Origin of the sequence: Alteromonas sp. PRIM-21 (assembly GCF_027563165.1) — a bacterium.
GTDB classification, from domain to species: Bacteria; Pseudomonadota; Gammaproteobacteria; order Enterobacterales; family Alteromonadaceae; genus Alteromonas; species Alteromonas macleodii_A.
This window is the reverse complement of sequence record NZ_JADOEK010000008.1, coordinates 197,933-218,076: the sequence shown is the minus strand read 5'-3', so window position 1 is coordinate 218,076 and position 20,144 is coordinate 197,933. Positions and strand designations below refer to the sequence as shown.

Sequence of the window (20,144 nt, the reverse complement as noted above, 5' to 3'; positions counted from 1 at the left end):
ACGTTAGTTGTAATTACTCAACAATCGCTAGAATGTCGCTTTCGCTTAGGATTAGTACTTCTTCACCATCCAGCTTTTCTGTTTTAACGCCGTAACCGTCGTTGAAAATAACGGTGTCGCCAACTTTAACGTCTAGCGCTTTAACTTCGCCGTTCTCAAGAATGCGACCGTTACCTACTGCGATTACTTCGCCGCGTGTAGATTTTTCTGCTGCAGAACCAGTCAGAACGATACCGCCTGCAGATTTGCTTTCTTGCTCTGCGCGCTTAAGGATTACGCGGTCGTGTAAAGGACGAATTGCCATTTTCAAGTCTCCTGAAAATTCCACTATTCAAGTTTATGTGATTACCAACATTCAGATTGTCTGAATGTTGTGTGCCTGGGTTGCTCATTGCTGAGCAGTGAAAATCGTTTCTGCACGGATAGATGGGGTAGTACCCTGATAACTTCAAGGGTTTTTAAGCAAAAAAATGTAAAAAATTTGGTTTTTTCTCTAAATACTTCTTTTTATTGGGCAAGTAAACGCCGTTTATCGCGGTAAACGGCGTTCATAACCTGAGGGAGGGCGTGTTGAAACTAGTTACTTCAAGCGCTTATCTGGGTCATTGGTGGTGCGATCCGAGTACTCACCTTCAAATACATCACCATCGTTGTTGTGTGAGCGTGAACGCTCGTTGAAAGGGCTTTGCCCAAACGGCGACTGACCTTGCCCGAAACCTGAAGCTCCCGGACCCATACCAGGCCCCATGCCCGGAGCAACAACGCGCATTTTCATATGCTTACTCACCTGTGCAGCAAAGAAATGACGAGAGCCCGGCATTGCTAAAAGGAAGCCGAAGATGTCAGTAATAAAGCCTGGCGTAACAAGTAAAATGCCCGCAACCACTAGCATTAATCCTTCAACCAGCTCTTTTCCTGGCACTTCATTTCGCTGCATTTTCTCTTGTGCCGTCTGCAGCGTACTCACGCCTTCTCGCTTAACAAAATAAGCACCAATAAAGGCAGAAAGAATTACCAAGCCAACGGTATTCCAGCCACCAATTACGCTGCCTACATTAATAAGCAACGCAATTTCTAAAATAGGTAATAGGGCAAACAGTATAAATAAAACCCGCAAAATGCTTCCTCTTTCATGTATTCATAACCTGTTATAAGGTCTTTGTACGTAATAACAAGAAAAGGTGCCCACCCTTTCGCTTAAATAGCCACTTAAAGCGACCGATAACGACCGTGATATACTGTAGCTATGAAAGAATAGTGCGACTTTTCAGGTCAATTACATATCGACCCATTAGCAAAGTAACAGGCGCGAAATAAAGTAGGAAAAGTTCATGACAATTAAGCTTGTATTGTGCACCACGCCCGATGAAAAGACAGCGCAGTTAATTGCCAGCACGCTTGTTGAAGAAAAGCTTGCCGCCTGCGTCAACATAATCAAGGGTATAGAGTCCGTTTATGAGTGGCAGGGGAAGGTAGAAACCGACGCAGAATGCCAACTGCTTATTAAAACGAACACACAACACGTTTTACAGGCCTTCGATAGAGTAAGTGAACTACATCCGTACGATGTCCCCGAATGGTTAGAACTTAACGCCGAGGCTAGCAGCGCCTACGGTCAGTGGTTGCAAACCACGCTAAAGCGCTAGTTAAAAACGTTTTTCCAATAAAAATAACGACAACGCAAAATGGATATAATGAACCGTAACTTTATGACTTTACCTCCTTTTTCATCCGGCACTACATCAGCTTCGCTGTTCCATCGCTTTACAGCTTATGTTCTTTCAGCGTTTTGTTTAATGTCGCTATTAAGCACGTTCGCCTATGCACAGGAGCCCAATGCCTTTGACGACCCTTTTGCGGATGAGCCTCAGTTTTTGGATGTAGACCAAGCATTTGCGTTCGATTTCAATCAAAAAGACGACGTGCTTACCTTAAGCTTCGATATTGCCGATGGCTATTATCTGTACCTAAAACAATTCAAGTTTGTGACTAAAGAAGCTGAAGTCGGAGAGCCTGTGTACCCAACCGGCGTAATGATCGAAGATGAGTTTTTCGGCGAGTCTGAAGTATTTTACAACGGCGTATCTATTACTCTGCCTATCGAATCAGCACTCAGTGACGGCGTAGTTAAAATTCGCTATCAGGGCTGCGCTGACGCTGGGCTTTGCTACCCACCTACGGGGAAAGTCGTGTACTTGAACGAAGTAGGTAGTGTTACAGCGGGCAATACCGGTGCGGATGCAGTATCAAGCAACACATTGGCTTCTTCGCAAAGCGAGCAGTTTGATTTAGCCCAACAGCTTATCGATAAAGATAACCTTGCTCTAACTCTAGCCTTGTTTTTTGCGTTAGGCGTTGGCTTAGCTTTTACACCTTGCGTATTCCCTATGTACCCCATCGTGTCGGGCATTGTAATTGGGCAAGGCAAACCGAAAACTGCCTCGCATTCATTCTGGTTAACCTTTGTTTACGTTCAAGGTATGGCGATTACCTACTCGCTACTTGGATTGGTGGTCGCCGTAGCCGGCGCTCAGTTTCAGGCAGCGCTGCAACACCCTGTGGTGTTGGGCGTATTCATTGTGCTATTTGTGGCGCTAGCCATCGCCCTGTTTGGTGGTTATGAAATTCAGCTGCCAGCGAAGTATCAAGAAAAGCTCACTCACATGAGTAACAACCAAACCCCTGGTAGTTTTGCAGGTGTGTTTGTGATGGGTGTTTTGTCAGGTCTTATCGCATCGCCCTGCACTACTGCGCCGCTAACCGGCATATTGTTATTTATCGCCCAAACTGGCGATATGACCTTAGGCTTCATTTCCCTTTACTTGCTTAGTATAGGCATGGGCGTTCCACTTATTCTGTTCGGGATGACAGGCGGTAAGCTGCTACCTAAGGCGGGTAACTGGATGAATGTGGTTAAAGTTACCTTTGGCTTCATGATGCTTGCGGTAGCCATTGTGTTTATAGAGCGTTTATACAATAGCCCTGCCACTGGCTTCTTGTGGGGTTTGTTAGGCTTTGGTTTATTCGGTTATTACTGGGCACTGAACCGCGCAAGTAAGAACTCACTGATGAAGCTTGTACGTGCTGTTGTGGTGGCAATAGGCATTATGGGAAGTGCTGGCCTTACTTATCAGGCAGGGCTAAATACTGGGCTTTGGGGCGAACACGCTGATGGTGTTCACGCAGGGCACCCAGACTTTGTTGTTGCTAGAGACTTGGAAGACCTGCGCAATAAAATAGCGGCGGCTAACGCACAGGGAAAAACCGTGATGGTCGACTTGTACGCCGACTGGTGCGTTGCCTGTAAGGAATTTGAAAAATACACATTCCCAGATGAGCAGGTGGTATCTGCGCTTAGTAATACGGTATGGATGCAAATGGACCTTACCGATAATACGCCAGAGCGCCAAGAGATTTTTGACACCTTCACTGTGCTGGGTCTACCCACTATCTTGTTCTTTGACGCAAACGGCGATGAGCTAACCAAAGCGCGTGTGACTGGGTTTATGAAAGCAGAGGCCTTTGCCAGTCATGTTAACCAGTGGCTAAACAATGGATCTGAGGTTAATGATGCTCAAAGTGGTCGCTTGGACTAAGGCGCTTCGATTCGAGACCTTTCCTCTTCTAATATGACGAGCGGTGCGAGGCACCGCCTTCTGAGAGCGCAGCATGCTGCGGTTTTACACACACCAACCGAGCAAACCACTCAGTAAACTTTGCACCGAAAACACCTGATTAGACCAGTATTTTGCTGCTAAATCTTTATCTATCACTATAATCATCAGTTAACACAATAAACGAGCAAATAAATTGGCTTTTTTTCGTGCAACTGTCACAAAAGTTTGTTGAAATGGCAATAACAGTGACATTTTCCCGAAGATAGCAGCAAACTAGATGAATATTTTGTTATTAAACGGTCCTAACCTAAATATGTTAGGCAAAAGAGAACCCGACAAATACGGCACGCAAACCTTGCAAGACATCGTAGATGATTTGCAGGCGCAGGCTGCGTCGAGCAACGTGAACCTAACGCATTTTCAGTCGAACGCCGAGTTTGAGCTAATTGAACGCGTACACGCTGCGATGGGTAATGTTGATGCCATTATCATTAATCCTGCTGCTTTCACGCACACTAGTGTCGCCCTTCGCGATGCATTGTTAAGTGTCAATATCCCGTTTATTGAAGTGCATTTGTCGAACGTTCACGCCCGTGAACCTTTTCGTCATCATTCTTATTTTTCTGATGTTGCAGCTGGCGTCATTGTTGGCCTTGGTGCCATGGGCTATTCGCTCGCGCTGACTGCGGCAATCAATTTACCGAAATCGCCAAAATAGAGCAGAGACAGAACATGGATATTAGAAAGATTAAAAAACTCATCGAACTAGTGGAAGAATCTGGCATTGCCGAGCTAGAGATCACTGAAGGCGAAGAGTCTGTACGCATCCACCGTGGTCCAACAGGTGTTCAAGCGCCAATGAACTACAGCTTTGCAGCACCTGCTGCACCGCAAATGGCCCCTGCGCCAGCTGCCGCTGCAACAACAGCGTCAGAAGCGCCTGCTGCAGAGCCAGCTCAGCCAGACGGTCACGTTGTTAAGTCTCCAATGGTAGGTACGTTCTACCGTGCATCTTCACCAACGGCAAAACCATTTGCAGAAGTTGGTCAGCAAGTAAAAGTTGGCGATACGCTTTGTATCGTTGAAGCGATGAAGATGATGAACCAAATCGAAGCAGACAAAGCAGGTGTGGTTAAGGCAATCTTGGTTGAAAACCAAGACCCTGTAGAATTCGACCAGCCAATGTTCATCATTGAATAAGCGAGTGCTTACCTATGCTAGATAAAGTACTTATTGCTAACCGAGGCGAGATTGCCCTACGTATTTTGAGAGCCTGTAAAGAACTGGGCATCAAAACCGTAGCTGTGCACTCGACTGCGGATAAAAACTTGAAGCACGTGTTGCTAGCTGATGAATCAATTTGTATTGGTAAAGCATCGGCAACCGAAAGCTACCTTAATATACCGCGCATTATCGCTGCGGCAGAGGTCACAAATTCAATCGCTATTCACCCTGGCTACGGTTTCCTAGCGGAAAACGCAGACTTCGCTGAAGCGGTAGAAAAGAGCGGCTTTATTTTCATTGGTCCTAAAGCTGAAACTATTAACCTGATGGGTGACAAGGTTTCTGCTATTAACGCTATGAAAAAAGCGGGCGTTCCTTGTGTACCTGGTTCAGACGGCCCGCTAACCGACGACGCTGAACGCAACAAAGCGATTGCAAAGCGCATTGGTTACCCAATCATTGTTAAAGCCGCTGGCGGCGGTGGTGGTCGTGGTATGCGCGTAGTTCGCAGCGAAAGTGAACTAGTAAAAGCCATTGAGACCACGCAAGCGGAAGCTGGCGCAGCCTTTGGTAACGCAACGGTTTACATGGAAAAATTCCTTGAAAACCCGCGTCACGTAGAAATTCAGGTATTAGCCGATGGACAAGGCAACGCCATCCACCTAGGTGAGCGTGACTGTTCAATGCAACGTCGCCACCAAAAAGTGGTTGAAGAAGCCCCGGCGCCGGGTATTTCTGAGCAAATGCGTGCAAAAATTGGCGATCGCTGCCGTAGAGCCTGTATCGAAATTGGTTATCGCGGCGCAGGTACGTTCGAGTTCCTATATGAAAACGGCGAGTTCTATTTCATTGAAATGAATACCCGTATTCAGGTAGAGCACCCAGTATCTGAAATGATTACTGGCGTTGACCTAATTAAAGAGCAACTTCGCATTGCCGCAGGTCAGCCACTGTCAATTGATCAGTCGCAAATTCAAATACGTGGCCACGCTATTGAATGTCGAATTAACGCAGAAGATCCACAAACCTTTATTCCTAGCCCTGGTCCTATCGATATGTTCCATGCGCCGGGCGGTTTGGGTATTCGTTGGGAGTCGCATATCTACGCGGGCTACCACGTGCCACCTTTCTACGATTCAATGATTGGTAAGCTTATCACCTATGGTGAAAGCCGCGACGAAGCGATTGCTCGTATGCGCCATGCCCTTGAAGAGATTGTGGTTGAAGGAATTAAAACGAACATCCCTCTTCAGCGCTCCATTATGGCTGATGAAAACTTCTTCGCGGGTGGAACCAACATCCACTACCTAGAGAAGAAGCTAGGCTTAGCCTAATCCCCCTTTGGGCTACACAGTGTCTTTCGTGTAGCCCAATTTTCTTTCTTCGCTATTCGCTATTCGCTATTCAGTACATTCTAATTTTCCGATTACCACAATCAATTTTTAACGATTTTCCTATTTAAAAACTGGCTCTATACTGCATACAAGTTTTAAGACATCTCCCTGAGTTTTAATACTGTTGTGTGTTTACCCTTATTGGAGTCCCACTCCACTTATTGCCGGCATCCCTGCCGGCTTTTTTTTTGCCTTTTACCCATTACATTGCAATTTATTTGCGCCAATTAATTAGATTTAATGTATAAACTAATTAGTCATGCCGCGTAGGGTTTAATAAGTGCGAAAACCGGTTTTTCTTGTTTTACCACTCATCATTGTTACTGGAACTGACGCTCTCGCAGAGCCAATATCGCCTTCCTTCTCACAGAAGCTAGACATTCAAGTTCGATACGATGAACGTTCTAATCGACCTAGCAGAGAGCAATATCGACTGCGCTATTACCCATCGGTGGCGCTAAATTCTGCATGGTCGCTAAACAGCTTTGTTGTTACGGGCGATGACTTCTCATCAAGTCATAATACGTTGGGCAGTGATAACACCGATTATCTCTATGCAAGGCGACTTTATTTAAGGCACGAAAACGATTACGGCAAAACCGAGCTAGGTATTATTCCAACTTACAAGGGGCGTGTTTCTTCCACAGGCTTATCAAAAGACGGTTGGATAACCGGGGTACGTCACGTTAGACAATTAGCAAACGACACCGCCATTGAATTGGTTGTTGGCCAACTTGCTAACGCAGAAGCATCTGAGGCCTTTAACATTGGCGGAGAAGATGGATATTTCGAAATAGAGTACTCAGCAAAAATGGGGCAACGCCACAGTTATGAGGCCAGTTTTGAAAAAATGCTCGGCGGTACATTTGCCCGTGCAGAATATCGGTTTCGAGTAAACGATGAAGATACTGCGTTTATTGAATTGGTGCAGCGTATTGATGAAAGTGCCGCGAAAATCGTTGTGGGAACTAGCGGCGAATTTGCAGCCAGTGCGTTCAACACGTCATATCCTATAGAATATTTCGCATACTATTCCTATATAAACAGCGTCTTTGGCGAACGCGCTGAACTAATTGAAGACTTCTTGGGAACAGGTCACGGTGGCTCGCTGGAATTTAGCGGCGTATTATCTGAAAAGCATGATGTGGAATGGTTTGTTAGAGCGGATGTTGTAGATAGCGTGAGTCGGTTACTGGCCGGCGTAAAGCTTTCCTTTGAGAGTTGAGTGTCCGACGCTCTTCAGCGCCTTAACACAACTGATATCACGAGAACGGCTAAGCCAAATAAAAAAGGCCCATCAAACGATGGGCCAAACAGCAAGAACGCGTACACACTTTAACAGTGCATAATAGGTTACGGGCTGGTCTCCCAATACGTTCAATTATTATAGATTACGTATTTTTAACCTAGCCCACTTTCATCGAGTTATTGGTTTTACTAAAATCAAGCGAGTTAATTTAGTTAGGATTATTAGGTCCATTACTAAAAAACGAAAAGTTTTACCCGCAATAAAAAGGTGTTCTTGTGCCAAGCCGCTACGCTCAGTTCAAAGAAAAGCTTCCCATTTCTCGACTTTCTGACGAAGTGCTTCTTGCATTTCGGGTCTTATTCGATGCTCCACTTGATATTGTAGACTTAGCACAAGATATTGCAGATTTGGCGATATACCCTGAACGCTTAAAAGAGAGTTACAGGAAAGAGTGGGAGGCTTATGTTCTTAAAGCACTTGCTTTTGAAATAAGGCAGAACGACGATTTATCCACCGCCGAGTTTATAGAACTTATGATGAGCAAGGTTGAAGCACTGCAGCAAAATGATGAAACCTACCAAAACCTTTTACGTCAGGTTCACCATGCGAAGAGCATTCTGCAATCAGAAAACACGGTTGTCTTCCCAACGCCCTTGCGCCAAGAGCTAACCGCGTTTCTTCTACCCATTACGACTATCTCTGCACCTAAGAAATAGTCACAGCATTACATTTTTTAAAAAGCACAAAGTTCTCGAAAGTAAAAATAAATCGCTATTTGTTGGCACTCTTGTATTTATACTGAGATGGGCAGTAACCTCTATCCACTCCTTCTGGGCGCAAGCTCGCGTGTTTAGTTTTTCTACCCGACACGCGCTCACGCCAGTTTTTAAAGGTTTTTTGTTTAAGGTTTTTACGCATAAGCTTTATCACGTCTTTTTCCGGCAGCCCGTATAAACGTTCAATTGCTTCAAACGGCGTGCGATCTTCCCACGCCATTTCAATAACTCGTGATTCTTGTTCTTCAGTTAATGCCATGTTTTACATCTCAATATGCACGTTATAACTCAACTCAATACTGAGTTTACGCGCATTTTGTTCAGTGCCCGTATGCTAAAAAGTTTAATAACAACGTTATTAATTCGCTGACAGACTCGTTAATTCATCATCTTTCTCAAACGCTAGCTTTAACAACTCGGCAGCAGCCTTGGCATCACTTAACGCGCGGTGGTGCTGCTCCATTTCGATATGGAAGTGCTTAGTTAGGTTAGCCAAGGAGTACGAAGGCAACCCGGGATAAGTACGGCGCATTTCGCGAACAGTGCACATTTTTGGTCGCCTGAAATTCTGCTCTAGTCGCGCAAACTCTTGTTTAATGAAGCCATAGTCAAAGTTAACATTATGGGCAACAAACACAGCGTCTTCAGTAAAGCGCGCCACCTGTTCTGCAACTTCAGCAAAAAGCGGCGCGTCTGCCACCATGTCATCCGAAATCCCGGTAAGACGGGTTATATTGCTAGGGATTCTGCGCTGCGGATTCAATAAGGTTTGAAATCTGTCTACCTCTTCGCCGCCGACTAGTTTAACCATGCCTATTTCGGTGATGCGGTTATAACTGTTGTTTCCACCGGTAGTCTCAATATCCACAACCACATAGGGTTGGGCTGGGTCCCGCACCCAATTGACTGTCGTCACAGCAACGTCAAAACCGGCTTGCTGCAAACGCTGAATGGAAACCAATTGGTTTCGACGAAGCTGATCGCCCGGCGCTTTAATTTCCTCAAAGCGAAGCGCGCCGTCAAACACCATAATGTCGGGGAAACCATCTCGCAGGCTTTCAAAATCTTTACACATCATGCGAAGTAAAGCATAGATACTGTCGAGCGAACCGTGTTCAATCAGAGCCTCTAAAGGCGTAAGCAAATGGCTTGACCACATAAACAGGCTGTTCACTTTGCCATAGTGCATTGTGGCCATTTTATGAATGTGAAAGCGCAGCTTCTCTTTGCTATCAAGGGCAAGCAGCAGTGCTTCAATACTTTGCTCAAACTTGGCGTAAAAGTTATTTTGCTTAAGCGATAATGGCCTGCGATCGAACTCAGTAACCAGCGTATCTTCTTCGTAAAGTTGCTTCCAAAAAGTAAGACCGAATAAACTTCGCCACAAACGGTTTTCTGTGCGCCAGCCTTCTACGCCTTGCCTTGCATAATGGGCCAATACGCCGCGTTCTACCTGCTGATTTTGGCTTACATCAATATCTAACGACCTGCTTGCATTTCGCAGCATATCGGTAACGGTACTGGTACGCTTTTTATGGTATTTACGGGCATAAAAATCTTCGGCAAACGCTAATAGCGTATCAGATTGAGGGTTATCAATAATGCCCTCAAGAGCTTGTTTGACGTCATCTTCTTGACCGTCTTTATAGCTCTCTCTAAGCCACTTTTCTTTTGCTTTATCGCTTTGCGCTAGTTTTAAAATGTCTAACCCTTTGGCCCTATCAAAAGCCAACACTTTAAGCCCAAGTGCATAAAGCAACTGGTCGCGATAGAAACTGGCTGACACACCTTCTGTAGCAGGGAAATCACTTTCCGCTAAGGCAAGTAACATATCATTGTTATAAAAGGCTAGCTGGCTATAGTGGTTGGCGTAAAACCAAGCGGCTTGCGCATCACTTTTACTTTCAAAGCGTGCAGTATCGGTTACCGAATCGGAGCGGGTTCTCATTACACCGAGATCGCGCATAGAAAACTGATTCAGACGGCTTTTGGTATTACCGAAATAGATAAACAGCAAATAGCGAAGCGCATTATCAAACAAACACACCAAATAGTTATTTAGCGAAAAGCTCTCTGGCCAGCCTCTAGCACCGATATGTTCATTAAGTAACGTCACGAGTTTAGGCTTAGTGAGAGACGCCAGCCCCTGCGTACTGCCGTATTCAGCAAGAAGCGCCAACAACGCATCTTTGGTTAGAACGCCGGCGATATCATTAAGCGATGCGTTCGAAAGGTCGCCAAACCACCCGCTATCAATGAGCCAATCTATTTGTGCTTGCGGCTCGGTTATTTCGCCGTAGTTAAACTGGGTTCTGTCAATAACCGCATACTTGCGATTTGCAGCGCGCACCACAATGCATTTTTTGTCATCGTCTAATGCGTTAAAGCGCTCGACAAAATCAGCTGCCTCATCACTCAAAAGCATGCTGTTCGCACCTTCAAAGAACTTAAGGAACTCGTGAAAATGTGTGAGGTAATAACGTGGCGGTAAATCTTTTCGCATGAGGTATCTTTGGCTATGAAAACACCAATAGTGTATATTTATACAGCCAAGTTAATCAAATTAAATCCATATCGAATGTATTTAAAGTCTACTGGCCGGTATTAGACCAAGCCATTTATTAAACACGAACTCTCTGTTTAGACACCCACTGAAAGAACGTTGAAAGCTGTTCGTCATCTAGTAAACGTTGTAAATTGAAATAGTGCTTGGCCAATGTCATCTCATCATAAAAGCGATGTATGCCGCTATGGCACTGCCTACAAATATAGATACCGTCTTGCAGTTCGGCTTTGCTAAAGTGCTTTTTGAAATAGGTGCGTCGGTGCATTTTTTTCGGGATAAGGTGGTGATAAGTAAGGCGCGTTTCTCTATTACAACACGGGCAGTTACCTACTTTATTTGCCACACCATCACCTCTATTCATTCACCTTGCTGCTGTTTATTCGGGCTAATTATTAAGCCTTTCATTTAATAATGGCTATTGCGATTGCCTCAGCGCGTTCTTTTCATAAACAACGGGGTATTTTGCTAAAGAAAATCCACTCGTCTTAGCATTACGTAATAAACACTATTCGTGATTAACAAGGCAATAAAATATGAGCTTAACACGTTCCATGGGCTTCTCCTGCCCTTACTGTATGGCGCCTAACGACGTTGAGATAGATGAGGTTAACGATGTGGGTCAAGTCCAAGTACTCGACTGTCAGGTGTGCTGCCAACCCATAGAGTTGACCACTTATCAGCATGGTGACGACATTCAAATTGAGGCAGAACGAGAAAATGACTAAGCAGTTTACACGCAGCGATATAGATGCGCTTGCACAGCGATACCGAGCTAATCTAGTCAATAGCTTGTCTGGCTTTAAGTCGGCTACGTTAGTGGGTACCACAAACGGAAACACCAACAATTTAGCTATTGTTAGCTCTATCGTTCATGTGGGTGCTAACCCGCCACTTATAGGCATGATAATGCGCCCACACACTGTGGTACGAGATACCCTTAGCAATATAAAGCAACAGGGCTTTTACACGCTAAATCACGTGTCGACTGATTGGGTAGACAAAGCGCACCAAACGTCTGCTCGCTACGCTCCAGATGAGAGCGAATTTGAAGCAGTGGGTTTAACGCCGCAGTTTAGCGAGTCATTTAGTGCACCGTTTGTTAAAGGAAGCGAAATCAAGATGGGCTTAAAGGTGGCGCAACATTTAAAACTGCTTAACGAAACCGAAATGGTTATTGGAGAAATCCAAGAGCTTTATATGCCAGAGAGCATTATTGATGCAGACGGATACGCCGATATAGAAAAAGCAAACACTGCCTGCATTTCTGGTTTAGATAGCTATCATAGCACTACGCGTGTTGCACAATTTGCCTACGCCAAACCCGGAGTCCCCCTAGCTAAAAAATGAACTTGTAGCTGATAGATGGGTCTTATAATTACAATCGGGTATTATTACTCTGAAGTTTATTTAATCTAGATCAAGTGAAAATAAGACATTTCGTTCGATCTTTTTTCAAAAAGAGATAGTATTTAAACATTACACAAAACCTGCCTCTTTGGGCAGGTTTTTGCGTTTAAGGTACTGAATAAAAAAGAATCATTATCGTTTCTATCTCTTAAGGAGAATGTTATGAAATCTGTAAATCGCCGTGACTTTTTAAAACTGTCTGGCTCTACAGTTATCGGTCTTACATTAGGTGGTGTAGCGTTACGTGCACAAGCTCAAGAACAATTGAGTGCTGATGACCCAACTGCGAAAGCATTAAACTACACACCGTCTTCAACCGTTGAAGGTGCAAAATGTGCAAACTGCATGTACGTGCAGGGTGCCGATGGCGAACAATATCGCCCTTGTAACATTTTCCCTAATAAGCTGGTTAACGCTGATGGCTGGTGTAGCGCTTGGGTTAAAAAGCCAGGCTAAATAATCACTCGCAGCTACATAAATAGCATACATGAATAGCAAAAGCCCCCGATAATTATCGGGGGCTTTTTAGTTTCAATACTGCTTAACAAACTTCACATTCAATCCACGTGCTTTTATCTAGCGGCTCTCATTTAGTCCATTTTGAATGCCTTTTAAGCTGGGGTCATCAAAACGTGTAGGTAAAAGACCTGGCTTAATGAAAAAGCCATGTTTAGCTTCAAAGACTTTACCTATCTTTAGCACATCTTCATCTTTCCACTTAGCACCGATAAAGCTAATGCCTACTGGAAGACCTTTCACTTCACCCGCGGGTACTGTGAGATGTGGATAGCCGGCAACAGCGGCTAAATAGCCTATACCAATGAAACCAGCCGGCGAATGGTCACCATACACACCGTCGATTAAAAATGAAGGGCTGTTTGAAGGCGCAACCAATACATCTACGTTGTGTTTTGCTAGCAATGCGTCAATACCGTTTTTGCCCGCTGTATCTTGAATAAGGCGAAGGGCGCTTTGATATGCTTCTCTATCAATAGGCGCCGCGTCTAGCGACTTTTCAAAAATATCTTGGTTGAATAACGCTAGCTCTCGCTCGGTTTGGTTGTTAAAAGCAATAAGCTCAGATAGATTTCTTACAGGGATCTCTGCTGGCGACCCCGACAAATATTCGTTGATGCTGTGATGGAATTCGCTGAGTAAAACATTGTAAGAGTCGGCCCAGAAGGAGTCAGGCTGAGAAAAATCACTAATATTCACCAGAGTAGCTCCCGATGCTTTTAATTGATTTAGTGCGTTTTCGTAGACGTCCAGTACATGAGGGTTATCACCTTGACGATACCTGACAACGCCAATGCGTTTGCCTTTTAAATCTGTTGCCAGCATTTTCGATGAAGGCATGTTAGGTTGATGAGACGCTGTATTTTCAGTAGCACTATCGCTTGCATCTTCGCCAGCCATTACAGCAGTCATTAGCCATGCGTCTTGAACGTTTGAGGTCATTGGTCCAGCCGTATCTTGGCTAAAGGAAATAGGTACAATGTGCGTTCTTGAAAGTAAACCAACGGTTGGTTTAAAGCCGACTACACCGTTAATAGATGCTGGGCAGATTATAGAGCCATTGGTTTCAGTACCTACGGCAAGTGACGCTAATCGAAGCGACATCGCTGCGCCCGAGCCAGACGACGAACCGCATGCGCTTCTTGATAATATGTGAGGGTTTCGAGTTAAGCCACCTACTGCGCTCCAACCGCTTATCGATGATTCAGAACGAAAATTTGCCCATTCAGACAAATTTGTTTTACCTAAAATAATCGCGCCCGCTGCTTTTAGCTTCGCAACAATGGGGGCGTCTCGCCCGGTGTCGTTATTGATTAGCGCCATAGAACCTGCTGTTGTGGGCATTTCTGCGCTTTCAATATTGTCCTTTAGCAATACTGGAATACCGGCTAACGGGCCTAATTCAGCTCCACTGGCAAATTGTTTATCGATTGATTTAGCTTCAGCTAAGGCATTGGGGTTTAGCGCTAAGACACTATTTGTCTTTTTATCCAACTCACCAATACGAGCTAAATACCCGCTCACAAGCTCTGCCGATGTAATATCGCCTTGAGCAATAGCTTGAGCCTGCAGGTATGCTGGCTCATCTAGCCACCTTTCATTATCGCTATCTTCATAGTGCGATTGCGACACGCAGGCGGTACACAGCAAGGTTACAGCCAGTAAATACCACTGTTTCAACATAGAGCTTTCCTTAACGCATTGTTTTTATGAGAACGTTCTTATGCCATGACCTTTGTATCATCGGGCCTTATCTACGATGAGGTAAAAAGTGACGGACATAAACGTATTGCTACGTTTGATATACGTTGAATCAAAAATGGTTCACTGTCTACACGATAAAATACGCATTTACAGTTTGGTGGGCGCCTTTGGCAGTTTGTGAAGCAGATTATCAAGCTGATATTCATCGAGCAGTAATTGATACCGACCATCTGCAATAAAGCGATGAAGGGTTGCATTAAACTCTGCTCTCAGCTTTGGGTTAGGTATAGCCGCGCGATATATTGAGATAGGAAACAACTCGTGGAATACGGTTTCCTCTTTGTCATAGGCGCTGTTTTTCGACCTGAAGTAGTTAAAAATATTTCTATCTAAAACAATCGCGTCCACGTGGTCGAGCATGAGCATATCGACTTGACGGTCTTGCCTTGCCATTTCCATATACATTGGCTCTAGCGATAATGCTTGCTTGAACTCTTCACCTAATACCGACTGCGCAGTTTGAAACCCAATGACACGCTTTCCTTTGAGATTACTGACTTCGCTGATAACAAAGTTATTTTGCGTTTTTGTCACAACGACATTTTGATAAATAATGTATGGGTCGGATAGGACAGAATCATCTACATCGTGCGCAGCGCTTTGTGTAAGACCTATATCCACAGTACTATCTTTTAGAAGCCGAGCAGTACGCCCAAATGGAACATAGATGGGCGAAAGCGTATGCCCCATTTCCGCTAATATGGCTCTTACCAGGTCAATTTCAAAACCGCTGTGTTCTTGTGAAATAACATAGGGAGGCTTATTCCAGCCAACCACCACGTCTAATTCACGGGCTTTAGTAGGCAAAGCAATGGCAACAGCACACAAAAAAGGGATAAGAATACGCATAAAACTCCGGTTAACCATACAATCGAACCGCATTGATAACTACTATAAGCGCATTATTGATTCATACTAGTGGACAAAAGACTAAGGCACTAAAGCCTCACTGACACAGAAAATGGTGCCTATTGTTACCGCTTTTCACTTGCTTTCATTTTGTTTAACGCCAAGCAAAGGTACAATAACTCTCAAAGGTCCCAACGAACGATAAATATGGCTTGGCTACAACTTCGAATTAATACTTCTTCTGAATACGCGGAATCAATAGGTGACATGCTAACTGCAAATGGCTCCCAAGCGGTTACCTATGTCGACGCGAAAGACACCCCAATGTACGAACCCAAGCCGGGTGAAGTGTTACTGTGGCCAGACACACAAGTAGTGGGTTTGTTTGAAGCAGATGCGGATATGAAAAGTATTCTGCAGCGCCTAGGTAAAGCTAAAGTGCTTGGCCCAGACTTTAAATACAAGCTAGAGCCGCTTGAAGACAAAGACTGGGAGCGGGAGTGGATGGATAACTTCCATCCTATGCAGTTTGGTGAGCGCTTGTGGATTTGCCCTAGCTGGCGTGATGTTCCAGACCCTGATGCCGTTAACGTGATGTTGGACCCGGGCCTTGCTTTTGGCACAGGTACGCACCCTACTACTGCACTTTGCCTACGTTGGTTAGACGGCATAGATATGACAGATAAAACTGTGGTCGATTTTGGCTGTGGCTCAGGCATTTTAGCGCTGGCAGCATTAAAACTAGGTGCTAAGCGCGTTATTGGTATTGATATTGACCCGCAGGCCCTGCAAGCCACAAAAGAAAACGCACGCCGCAATGGCGTTGAAGACCGACTAGATGTGTATCTACCGGAAGACCAACCTGAACTAGAAGCCGATGTAGTTATGGCAAATATATTGTCAGGCCCATTACTAGAACTTCAGAGCGTTATTACTAATTATTGCACAAAAGACGGCTTATTAGTGCTTTCTGGCATACTGGCAGAACAAGTTACTCGAATTGAAGATGCTTATGCGAGCGATATTACGCTTGAACCCAGCGCCATTGACGGAGAATGGGCGCGAGTGTCGGGCAAAAAACACTAAGCGCGATTGAAAAACTGACTAGACGGTTAATTTAACGTCTAGTCAAATTAGAACCTTTACGGTAAACCACCCCAATATTGCGACGAAAATTCATACGATAAAAATCGTCAGCATCTAATTATTTGTTAATTTTTTTCACATTACAGCCCTTTCAAATCGGGGGCTGTAAGACTTTCGTACAATATTTAGTCTAAAAATCGGCGTTAGCTTACTAATGTGACAGATTTTTTTCACTGTCAAGACCACGAAGTGAAATTTTGTGTGATTTTTAGCCTTTTCAAGCCTTGCGAAAACACGTACACTTAGCGCCCCGTTTTAGCCGGGTGTATATTTTCTGTGCAGTTTTAGATGGCGAGCTATACATTTTACAATGCGAATTGGACCTTACGAGTTAGAAAACAATTTGATGTTGGCCCCCATGGCTGGCGTAACAGACAGACCGTTTCGCCAACTTTGTAAGCGCCTTGGTGCAGGGCTTGTTGTTTCAGAAATGCTTTCGAGTAATCCGAAGGTGTGGAACACAGCTAAATCACAAGCGCGTATGAATCATGAGGGTGAAGAAGGCATTCGCTCTGTACAGATAGCTGGGGCTGACCCTGAGCTTATGGCTCAAGCGGCACAATTTAATGTAGATAACGGTGCGCAAATCATCGACATCAACATGGGTTGTCCTGCTAAAAAGGTCAATAAGAAGCTAGCAGGTTCTGCGCTTCTTCAATACCCAGACACAGTGGAAGCGATTATTAAAGCAGTAGTTAATGCTGTAGATGTACCCGTGACACTGAAAATTCGTACCGGCTGGAACCCAGAAAATCGCAATGGGGTAGACATTGCCCGCATTGCAGAGCAAAACGGCATACAGTCGCTTGCTGTTCATGGCAGAACGCGAGCTTGTATGTATAAAGGAGAAGCTGAATACAGCACCATACGTCAAATAAAGGCGGCAATTTCAATTCCGGTTATTGCAAATGGTGACATTACTTCTCCAGAGAAAGCACAAGAGGTGCTGAATTACACCGGTGCAGATGGCGTAATGATAGGTCGCGGCGCGCAAGGTAAGCCTTGGATATTTAAACAAATCCAACATTATCTTGAAACGGGCGAGAACCTAGCACCACCGCCGCTGTCAGAGCAATATGAGATTTTGCACGAGCATGTAGCTAATGTGCAGGACTTTTATGGCGACATAGCCGGTGTAAGAATTGCCCGTAAGCACGTGGGCTGGTATCTCGCGGAGCACGATACGGATCGTCAGTTTCGTAAAACGTTTAACGCTATCGATGACGCGAATGAGCAACTCGATGCACTAAATGCATATTTTCAAGCGCTGCAGACACGAGAGACCCGACAGATCTCTCCCGCAGCATAGTGATGACTAACTTAAGAGCAACACAGTATTATGTTCGATCAAAACGTGACTTCACCTTTTACTACTACAGTAACTACGCCTTCACAAACGCAAGCTCAAAAGCCACTGCGTGACTCTGTAAAGCAAGCGGTTAACAAGTACCTTAAGCAATTGGATAACGCAAACATCGATAACCTGTACGAAATGGTACTGGCTGAAGTTGAAGCGCCGCTGCTAGAAGAAGTCATGACTTACACACGCGGCAATCAAACCCGCGCTGCCATCATGATGGGCATCAACCGTGGCACACTTCGCAAGAAGCTTAAGCAATACGGCATGAACTAAGATTCCAAGGGCTTTGCCCACCAAAGAGCACCAAACGGTGCTCTTTTTGTTTCAACACTACAACATTAGAAACTTAAAATTTATGCAAACACCAAAACCTATTAAACGTGCTCTCCTTAGTGTCTCTGATAAAACTGGTATCCTCGATTTCGCGACAGCGCTGCATAACGCTGGCGTAGAACTTCTGTCGACGGGCGGTACCGCGAAACTACTTGCTGATGCTGGCTTACCTGTGAAAGAAGTCTCTGATCACACAGGTCACCCAGAAATCATGGCAGGTCGTGTTAAAACTCTTCACCCTAAAATTCATGGCGGTATCCTTGGTCGTCGCGGTACCGATGAAGCAGTGATGGAAGAACACAGCATTGCGCCTATCGACCTTGTGGTAGTAAACCTATATCCGTTCGCTGCAACAGTGGCAAACGAAGACTGTACGCTAGAAGATGCAATTGAAAATATTGATATCGGTGGCCCAACGATGGTGCGCGCTGCTGCAAAAAACCATAAAGATGTGACTATTGTGGTTAATGCGGCGGACTACGCGCGCGTACTTGCTGAGATGAACGACAATAACGGCTCTTTGTCTTACAGCACACGCTTCGATCTAGCCATCAAAGCATTTGAACACACAGCTGAATACGACGGCATGATTGCGAACTATTTCGGTGCCCGTTTAGATAGTGCTGCATGCGAAACAGGTTGTTGTGAAGATAGCAGCGAATTCCCGCGTACTTACAACATGCAGCTTACTAAGAAGCAAGACCTTCGCTATGGCGAAAATAGCCATCAAGAAGCGGCCTTCTATGTAGAAAACGATATTCAAGAAGCGTCTGTGGCTACCGCTACTCAGCTTCAAGGTAAAGAGCTATCGTTTAACAACATTGCTGATACCGATGCGGCACTAGAGTGCGTGAAAGAATTCGAAGAGCCAGCATGTGTAATCGTTAAGCACGCTAACCCGTGCGGTGTTGCTATTGGTGACGATATTCTAAGTGCTTACGATCGCGCATTTAAAACTGACCCTACGTCTGCATTTGGCGGCATTATCGCGTTTAACCGCGAGCTTGATGCGAAAACGGCACAAGCCATTGTTGACCGTCAGTTCGTAGAAGTCATTATTGCACCAACGGTAAGCGATGAAGCGAAAGAAGTCGTAAGTGCGAAGAAAAACGTGCGCCTTCTAGCGTGTGGCGACTGGGCTGGTCAGCTAACAGAAGGTTATGACTTTAAACGCGTAAACGGCGGTTTATTAGTACAAGAGCGCGACTTCGGCATGGTTGAAATGGAAGACCTTGAAGTAGTGACTAAGCGTAAGCCTAGCGAAGAAGAACTGCGCGACCTTATGTTCTGCTGGAAGGTAGCAAAATACGTGAAGTCTAACGCGATTGTTTACTGCAAAGACGGTATGACGGTAGGCGTGGGCGCAGGTCAAATGAGTCGCGTTTATTCTGCAAAAATTGCCGGCATTAAAGCAGCTGATGAGAACCTTGAAGTGGCTGGTTCTGTTATGGCGTCTGATGCTTTCTTTCCATTCCGTGACGGCATTGATGCAGCAGCGGAAGCTGGCATTAAGGCAGTAATTCAGCCTGGCGGTTCTATGCGCGACCAAGAAGTGATTGATGCCGCTGACGAACACGGCATTGCTATGGTGTTTACGGGCATGCGTCACTTCCGTCACTAATAGGTATCTACGCTATACCTTTTAGTGCAGGCTTAGTGAGGGAAACCAACACCTAAGTTAAACACGCAGTAAAGTGGCACTTAGTGGCTTTACTGTGTGTTTGTTATTTTTCCTTAACCCTTTTTAATACGCAAACTCAAGGTCATATGCTTGGTTGTAGTTAAACCTTGTCGAAGCGACAAAGTTGCGAATTATTCTGCTAAGGCGTAAGTGCAAATAGGGGTTAGCTGATAGGCTTGATCTGACCTGTGGTAATTTGTAGTAATAGTGTTACTAATAAATGTTATGTTTTACTAGTCCGCAAAGACAATTACCTACCCTC

At 44.9% G+C, this 20,144-nt stretch carries 21 protein-coding genes; 14 read left to right on the top strand and 7 right to left on the bottom strand.

Features of this window, described 5'->3' with window-relative positions; translation table 11 throughout:
• Positions 1-13 precede the first annotated feature (13 nt).
• Positions 14-304, bottom strand: a complete 291-nt coding sequence (locus IW644_RS13060) for a co-chaperone GroES (protein WP_012520088.1) — start codon at positions 302-304, stop codon at positions 14-16.
• Positions 305-580: 276 nt separating this feature from the next.
• Positions 581-1,117: an FxsA family protein gene (locus IW644_RS13055; protein WP_269917960.1), complete on the bottom strand. Its 537-nt coding sequence runs from the start codon at positions 1,115-1,117 to the stop codon at positions 581-583.
• A gap of 214 nt (positions 1,118-1,331) precedes the next feature.
• On the opposite strand from IW644_RS13055, the gene cutA reads away from it, so the two are divergent.
• The 7 genes from cutA to IW644_RS13020 all read left to right on the top strand — a co-directional run bounded on the left by cutA (position 1,332) and on the right by IW644_RS13020 (position 8,200).
• Entirely contained in the window at positions 1,332-1,646 is a 315-nt protein-coding gene (cutA, locus tag IW644_RS13050) for a divalent-cation tolerance protein CutA (RefSeq protein WP_269917959.1), read from the top strand.
• 48 nt (positions 1,647-1,694) lie between these two features.
• A complete protein-coding gene (locus IW644_RS13045) occupies positions 1,695-3,596 on the top strand; it encodes a protein-disulfide reductase DsbD (protein WP_442864440.1) in 1,902 nt (633 codons plus the stop codon).
• Positions 3,597-3,894: 298 nt separating this feature from the next.
• Entirely contained in the window at positions 3,895-4,335 is a 441-nt protein-coding gene (aroQ, locus tag IW644_RS13040) for a type II 3-dehydroquinate dehydratase (protein WP_269917958.1), read from the top strand.
• A 14-nt stretch (positions 4,336-4,349) separates the two neighbouring features.
• Complete coding sequence (accB, locus tag IW644_RS13035; RefSeq protein WP_015068439.1) at positions 4,350-4,817, top strand: acetyl-CoA carboxylase biotin carboxyl carrier protein; 468 nt, start codon at positions 4,350-4,352, stop codon at positions 4,815-4,817.
• 14 nt (positions 4,818-4,831) lie between these two features.
• Entirely contained in the window at positions 4,832-6,175 is a 1,344-nt protein-coding gene (gene accC, locus IW644_RS13030; protein ID WP_269917957.1) for an acetyl-CoA carboxylase biotin carboxylase subunit, read from the top strand.
• A 340-nt stretch (positions 6,176-6,515) separates the two neighbouring features.
• Positions 6,516-7,460, top strand: coding sequence for a hypothetical protein (locus IW644_RS13025; protein ID WP_269917956.1), 945 nt, complete (start codon positions 6,516-6,518; stop codon positions 7,458-7,460).
• Positions 7,461-7,759: 299 nt separating this feature from the next.
• Positions 7,760-8,200: a hypothetical protein gene (locus tag IW644_RS13020; protein ID WP_269917955.1), complete on the top strand. Its 441-nt coding sequence runs from the start codon at positions 7,760-7,762 to the stop codon at positions 8,198-8,200.
• Positions 8,201-8,255: 55 nt separating this feature from the next.
• On the opposite strand, the gene IW644_RS13015 is transcribed toward IW644_RS13020, so the two are convergent.
• The 3 genes from IW644_RS13015 to IW644_RS13005 all read right to left on the bottom strand — a co-directional run bounded on the left by IW644_RS13015 (position 8,256) and on the right by IW644_RS13005 (position 11,169).
• On the bottom strand, positions 8,256-8,519 hold the full coding sequence (locus IW644_RS13015; protein ID WP_179984972.1) for a TIGR03643 family protein: 264 nt from the start codon (positions 8,517-8,519) through the stop codon (positions 8,256-8,258).
• Positions 8,520-8,618: 99 nt separating this feature from the next.
• Positions 8,619-10,763, bottom strand: coding sequence for an exonuclease domain-containing protein (locus tag IW644_RS13010; RefSeq protein ID WP_269917954.1), 2,145 nt, complete (start codon positions 10,761-10,763; stop codon positions 8,619-8,621).
• A gap of 118 nt (positions 10,764-10,881) precedes the next feature.
• Positions 10,882-11,169: a hypothetical protein gene (locus tag IW644_RS13005; protein ID WP_269917953.1), complete on the bottom strand. Its 288-nt coding sequence runs from the start codon at positions 11,167-11,169 to the stop codon at positions 10,882-10,884.
• 190 nt (positions 11,170-11,359) lie between these two features.
• Here IW644_RS13005 and IW644_RS13000 point away from each other — a divergent pair, with 190 nt between their 5' ends.
• From IW644_RS13000 to IW644_RS12990, 3 genes are all read left to right on the top strand, one after another.
• A complete protein-coding gene (locus tag IW644_RS13000; protein WP_105932532.1) occupies positions 11,360-11,551 on the top strand; it encodes a CPXCG motif-containing cysteine-rich protein in 192 nt (63 codons plus the stop codon).
• Positions 11,544-12,173: a flavin reductase family protein gene (locus tag IW644_RS12995; RefSeq protein ID WP_269917952.1), complete on the top strand. Its 630-nt coding sequence runs from the start codon at positions 11,544-11,546 to the stop codon at positions 12,171-12,173. Before IW644_RS13000 ends, IW644_RS12995 begins: the two co-directional genes overlap by 8 nt.
• 222 nt (positions 12,174-12,395) lie before the next feature.
• Positions 12,396-12,689, top strand: coding sequence for a high-potential iron-sulfur protein (locus IW644_RS12990; RefSeq protein ID WP_118491294.1), 294 nt, complete (start codon positions 12,396-12,398; stop codon positions 12,687-12,689).
• Between the two features lie 120 nt (positions 12,690-12,809).
• Here the strand turns inward: IW644_RS12990 and IW644_RS12985 are convergent, their stop codons facing one another.
• A complete protein-coding gene (locus IW644_RS12985) occupies positions 12,810-14,432 on the bottom strand; it encodes an amidase (protein ID WP_269917951.1) in 1,623 nt (540 codons plus the stop codon).
• 168 nt (positions 14,433-14,600) lie between these two features.
• Positions 14,601-15,362 carry a substrate-binding periplasmic protein gene (locus tag IW644_RS12980; RefSeq protein WP_269917950.1) on the bottom strand — a complete coding sequence of 254 codons (762 nt, stop codon included), beginning with the start codon at positions 15,360-15,362 and terminating at the stop codon, positions 14,601-14,603.
• A gap of 207 nt (positions 15,363-15,569) precedes the next feature.
• Between IW644_RS12980 and prmA the strand changes: the two genes are divergently transcribed.
• From prmA to purH, 4 genes are all read left to right on the top strand, one after another.
• The gene (prmA, locus tag IW644_RS12975; RefSeq protein WP_269917949.1) at positions 15,570-16,448 is read left to right on the top strand and encodes a 50S ribosomal protein L11 methyltransferase; all 879 of its coding nucleotides are present in this window, start codon (positions 15,570-15,572) and stop codon (positions 16,446-16,448) included.
• Between the two features lie 370 nt (positions 16,449-16,818).
• Positions 16,819-17,817, top strand: a complete 999-nt coding sequence (dusB, locus tag IW644_RS12970) for a tRNA dihydrouridine synthase DusB (RefSeq protein ID WP_179984980.1) — start codon at positions 16,819-16,821, stop codon at positions 17,815-17,817.
• A gap of 30 nt (positions 17,818-17,847) precedes the next feature.
• Entirely contained in the window at positions 17,848-18,141 is a 294-nt protein-coding gene (gene fis / locus IW644_RS12965; RefSeq protein ID WP_012520109.1) for a DNA-binding transcriptional regulator Fis, read from the top strand.
• 82 nt (positions 18,142-18,223) lie between these two features.
• The gene (gene purH, locus IW644_RS12960; RefSeq protein WP_269917948.1) at positions 18,224-19,822 is read left to right on the top strand and encodes a bifunctional phosphoribosylaminoimidazolecarboxamide formyltransferase/IMP cyclohydrolase; all 1,599 of its coding nucleotides are present in this window, start codon (positions 18,224-18,226) and stop codon (positions 19,820-19,822) included.
• The last annotated feature ends 322 nt before the right edge of the window (positions 19,823-20,144 follow it).

Coding starts and splice junctions, on each gene's coding strand:
- IW644_RS13060 (WP_012520088.1), bottom strand. CDS start 304: ATGGCAATTCGTCCTTTACACGACCGCGTAATCCTTAAGCGCGCAGAG.
- cutA (WP_269917959.1), top strand. CDS start 1,332: ATGACAATTAAGCTTGTATTGTGCACCACGCCCGATGAAAAGACAGCG.
- IW644_RS13045 (WP_442864440.1), top strand. CDS start 1,695: ATGAACCGTAACTTTATGACTTTACCTCCTTTTTCATCCGGCACTACA.
- aroQ (WP_269917958.1), top strand. CDS start 3,895: ATGAATATTTTGTTATTAAACGGTCCTAACCTAAATATGTTAGGCAAA.
- accB (WP_015068439.1), top strand. CDS start 4,350: ATGGATATTAGAAAGATTAAAAAACTCATCGAACTAGTGGAAGAATCT.
- accC (WP_269917957.1), top strand. CDS start 4,832: ATGCTAGATAAAGTACTTATTGCTAACCGAGGCGAGATTGCCCTACGT.
- IW644_RS13015 (WP_179984972.1), bottom strand. CDS start 8,519: ATGGCATTAACTGAAGAACAAGAATCACGAGTTATTGAAATGGCGTGG.
- IW644_RS13010 (WP_269917954.1), bottom strand. CDS start 10,763: ATGCGAAAAGATTTACCGCCACGTTATTACCTCACACATTTTCACGAG.
- IW644_RS13000 (WP_105932532.1), top strand. CDS start 11,360: ATGAGCTTAACACGTTCCATGGGCTTCTCCTGCCCTTACTGTATGGCG.
- IW644_RS12995 (WP_269917952.1), top strand. CDS start 11,544: ATGACTAAGCAGTTTACACGCAGCGATATAGATGCGCTTGCACAGCGA.
- IW644_RS12990 (WP_118491294.1), top strand. CDS start 12,396: ATGAAATCTGTAAATCGCCGTGACTTTTTAAAACTGTCTGGCTCTACA.
- IW644_RS12985 (WP_269917951.1), bottom strand. CDS start 14,432: ATGTTGAAACAGTGGTATTTACTGGCTGTAACCTTGCTGTGTACCGCC.
- IW644_RS12980 (WP_269917950.1), bottom strand. CDS start 15,362: ATGCGTATTCTTATCCCTTTTTTGTGTGCTGTTGCCATTGCTTTGCCT.
- prmA (WP_269917949.1), top strand. CDS start 15,570: ATGGCTTGGCTACAACTTCGAATTAATACTTCTTCTGAATACGCGGAA.
- dusB (WP_179984980.1), top strand. CDS start 16,819: ATGCGAATTGGACCTTACGAGTTAGAAAACAATTTGATGTTGGCCCCC.
- fis (WP_012520109.1), top strand. CDS start 17,848: ATGTTCGATCAAAACGTGACTTCACCTTTTACTACTACAGTAACTACG.
- purH (WP_269917948.1), top strand. CDS start 18,224: ATGCAAACACCAAAACCTATTAAACGTGCTCTCCTTAGTGTCTCTGAT.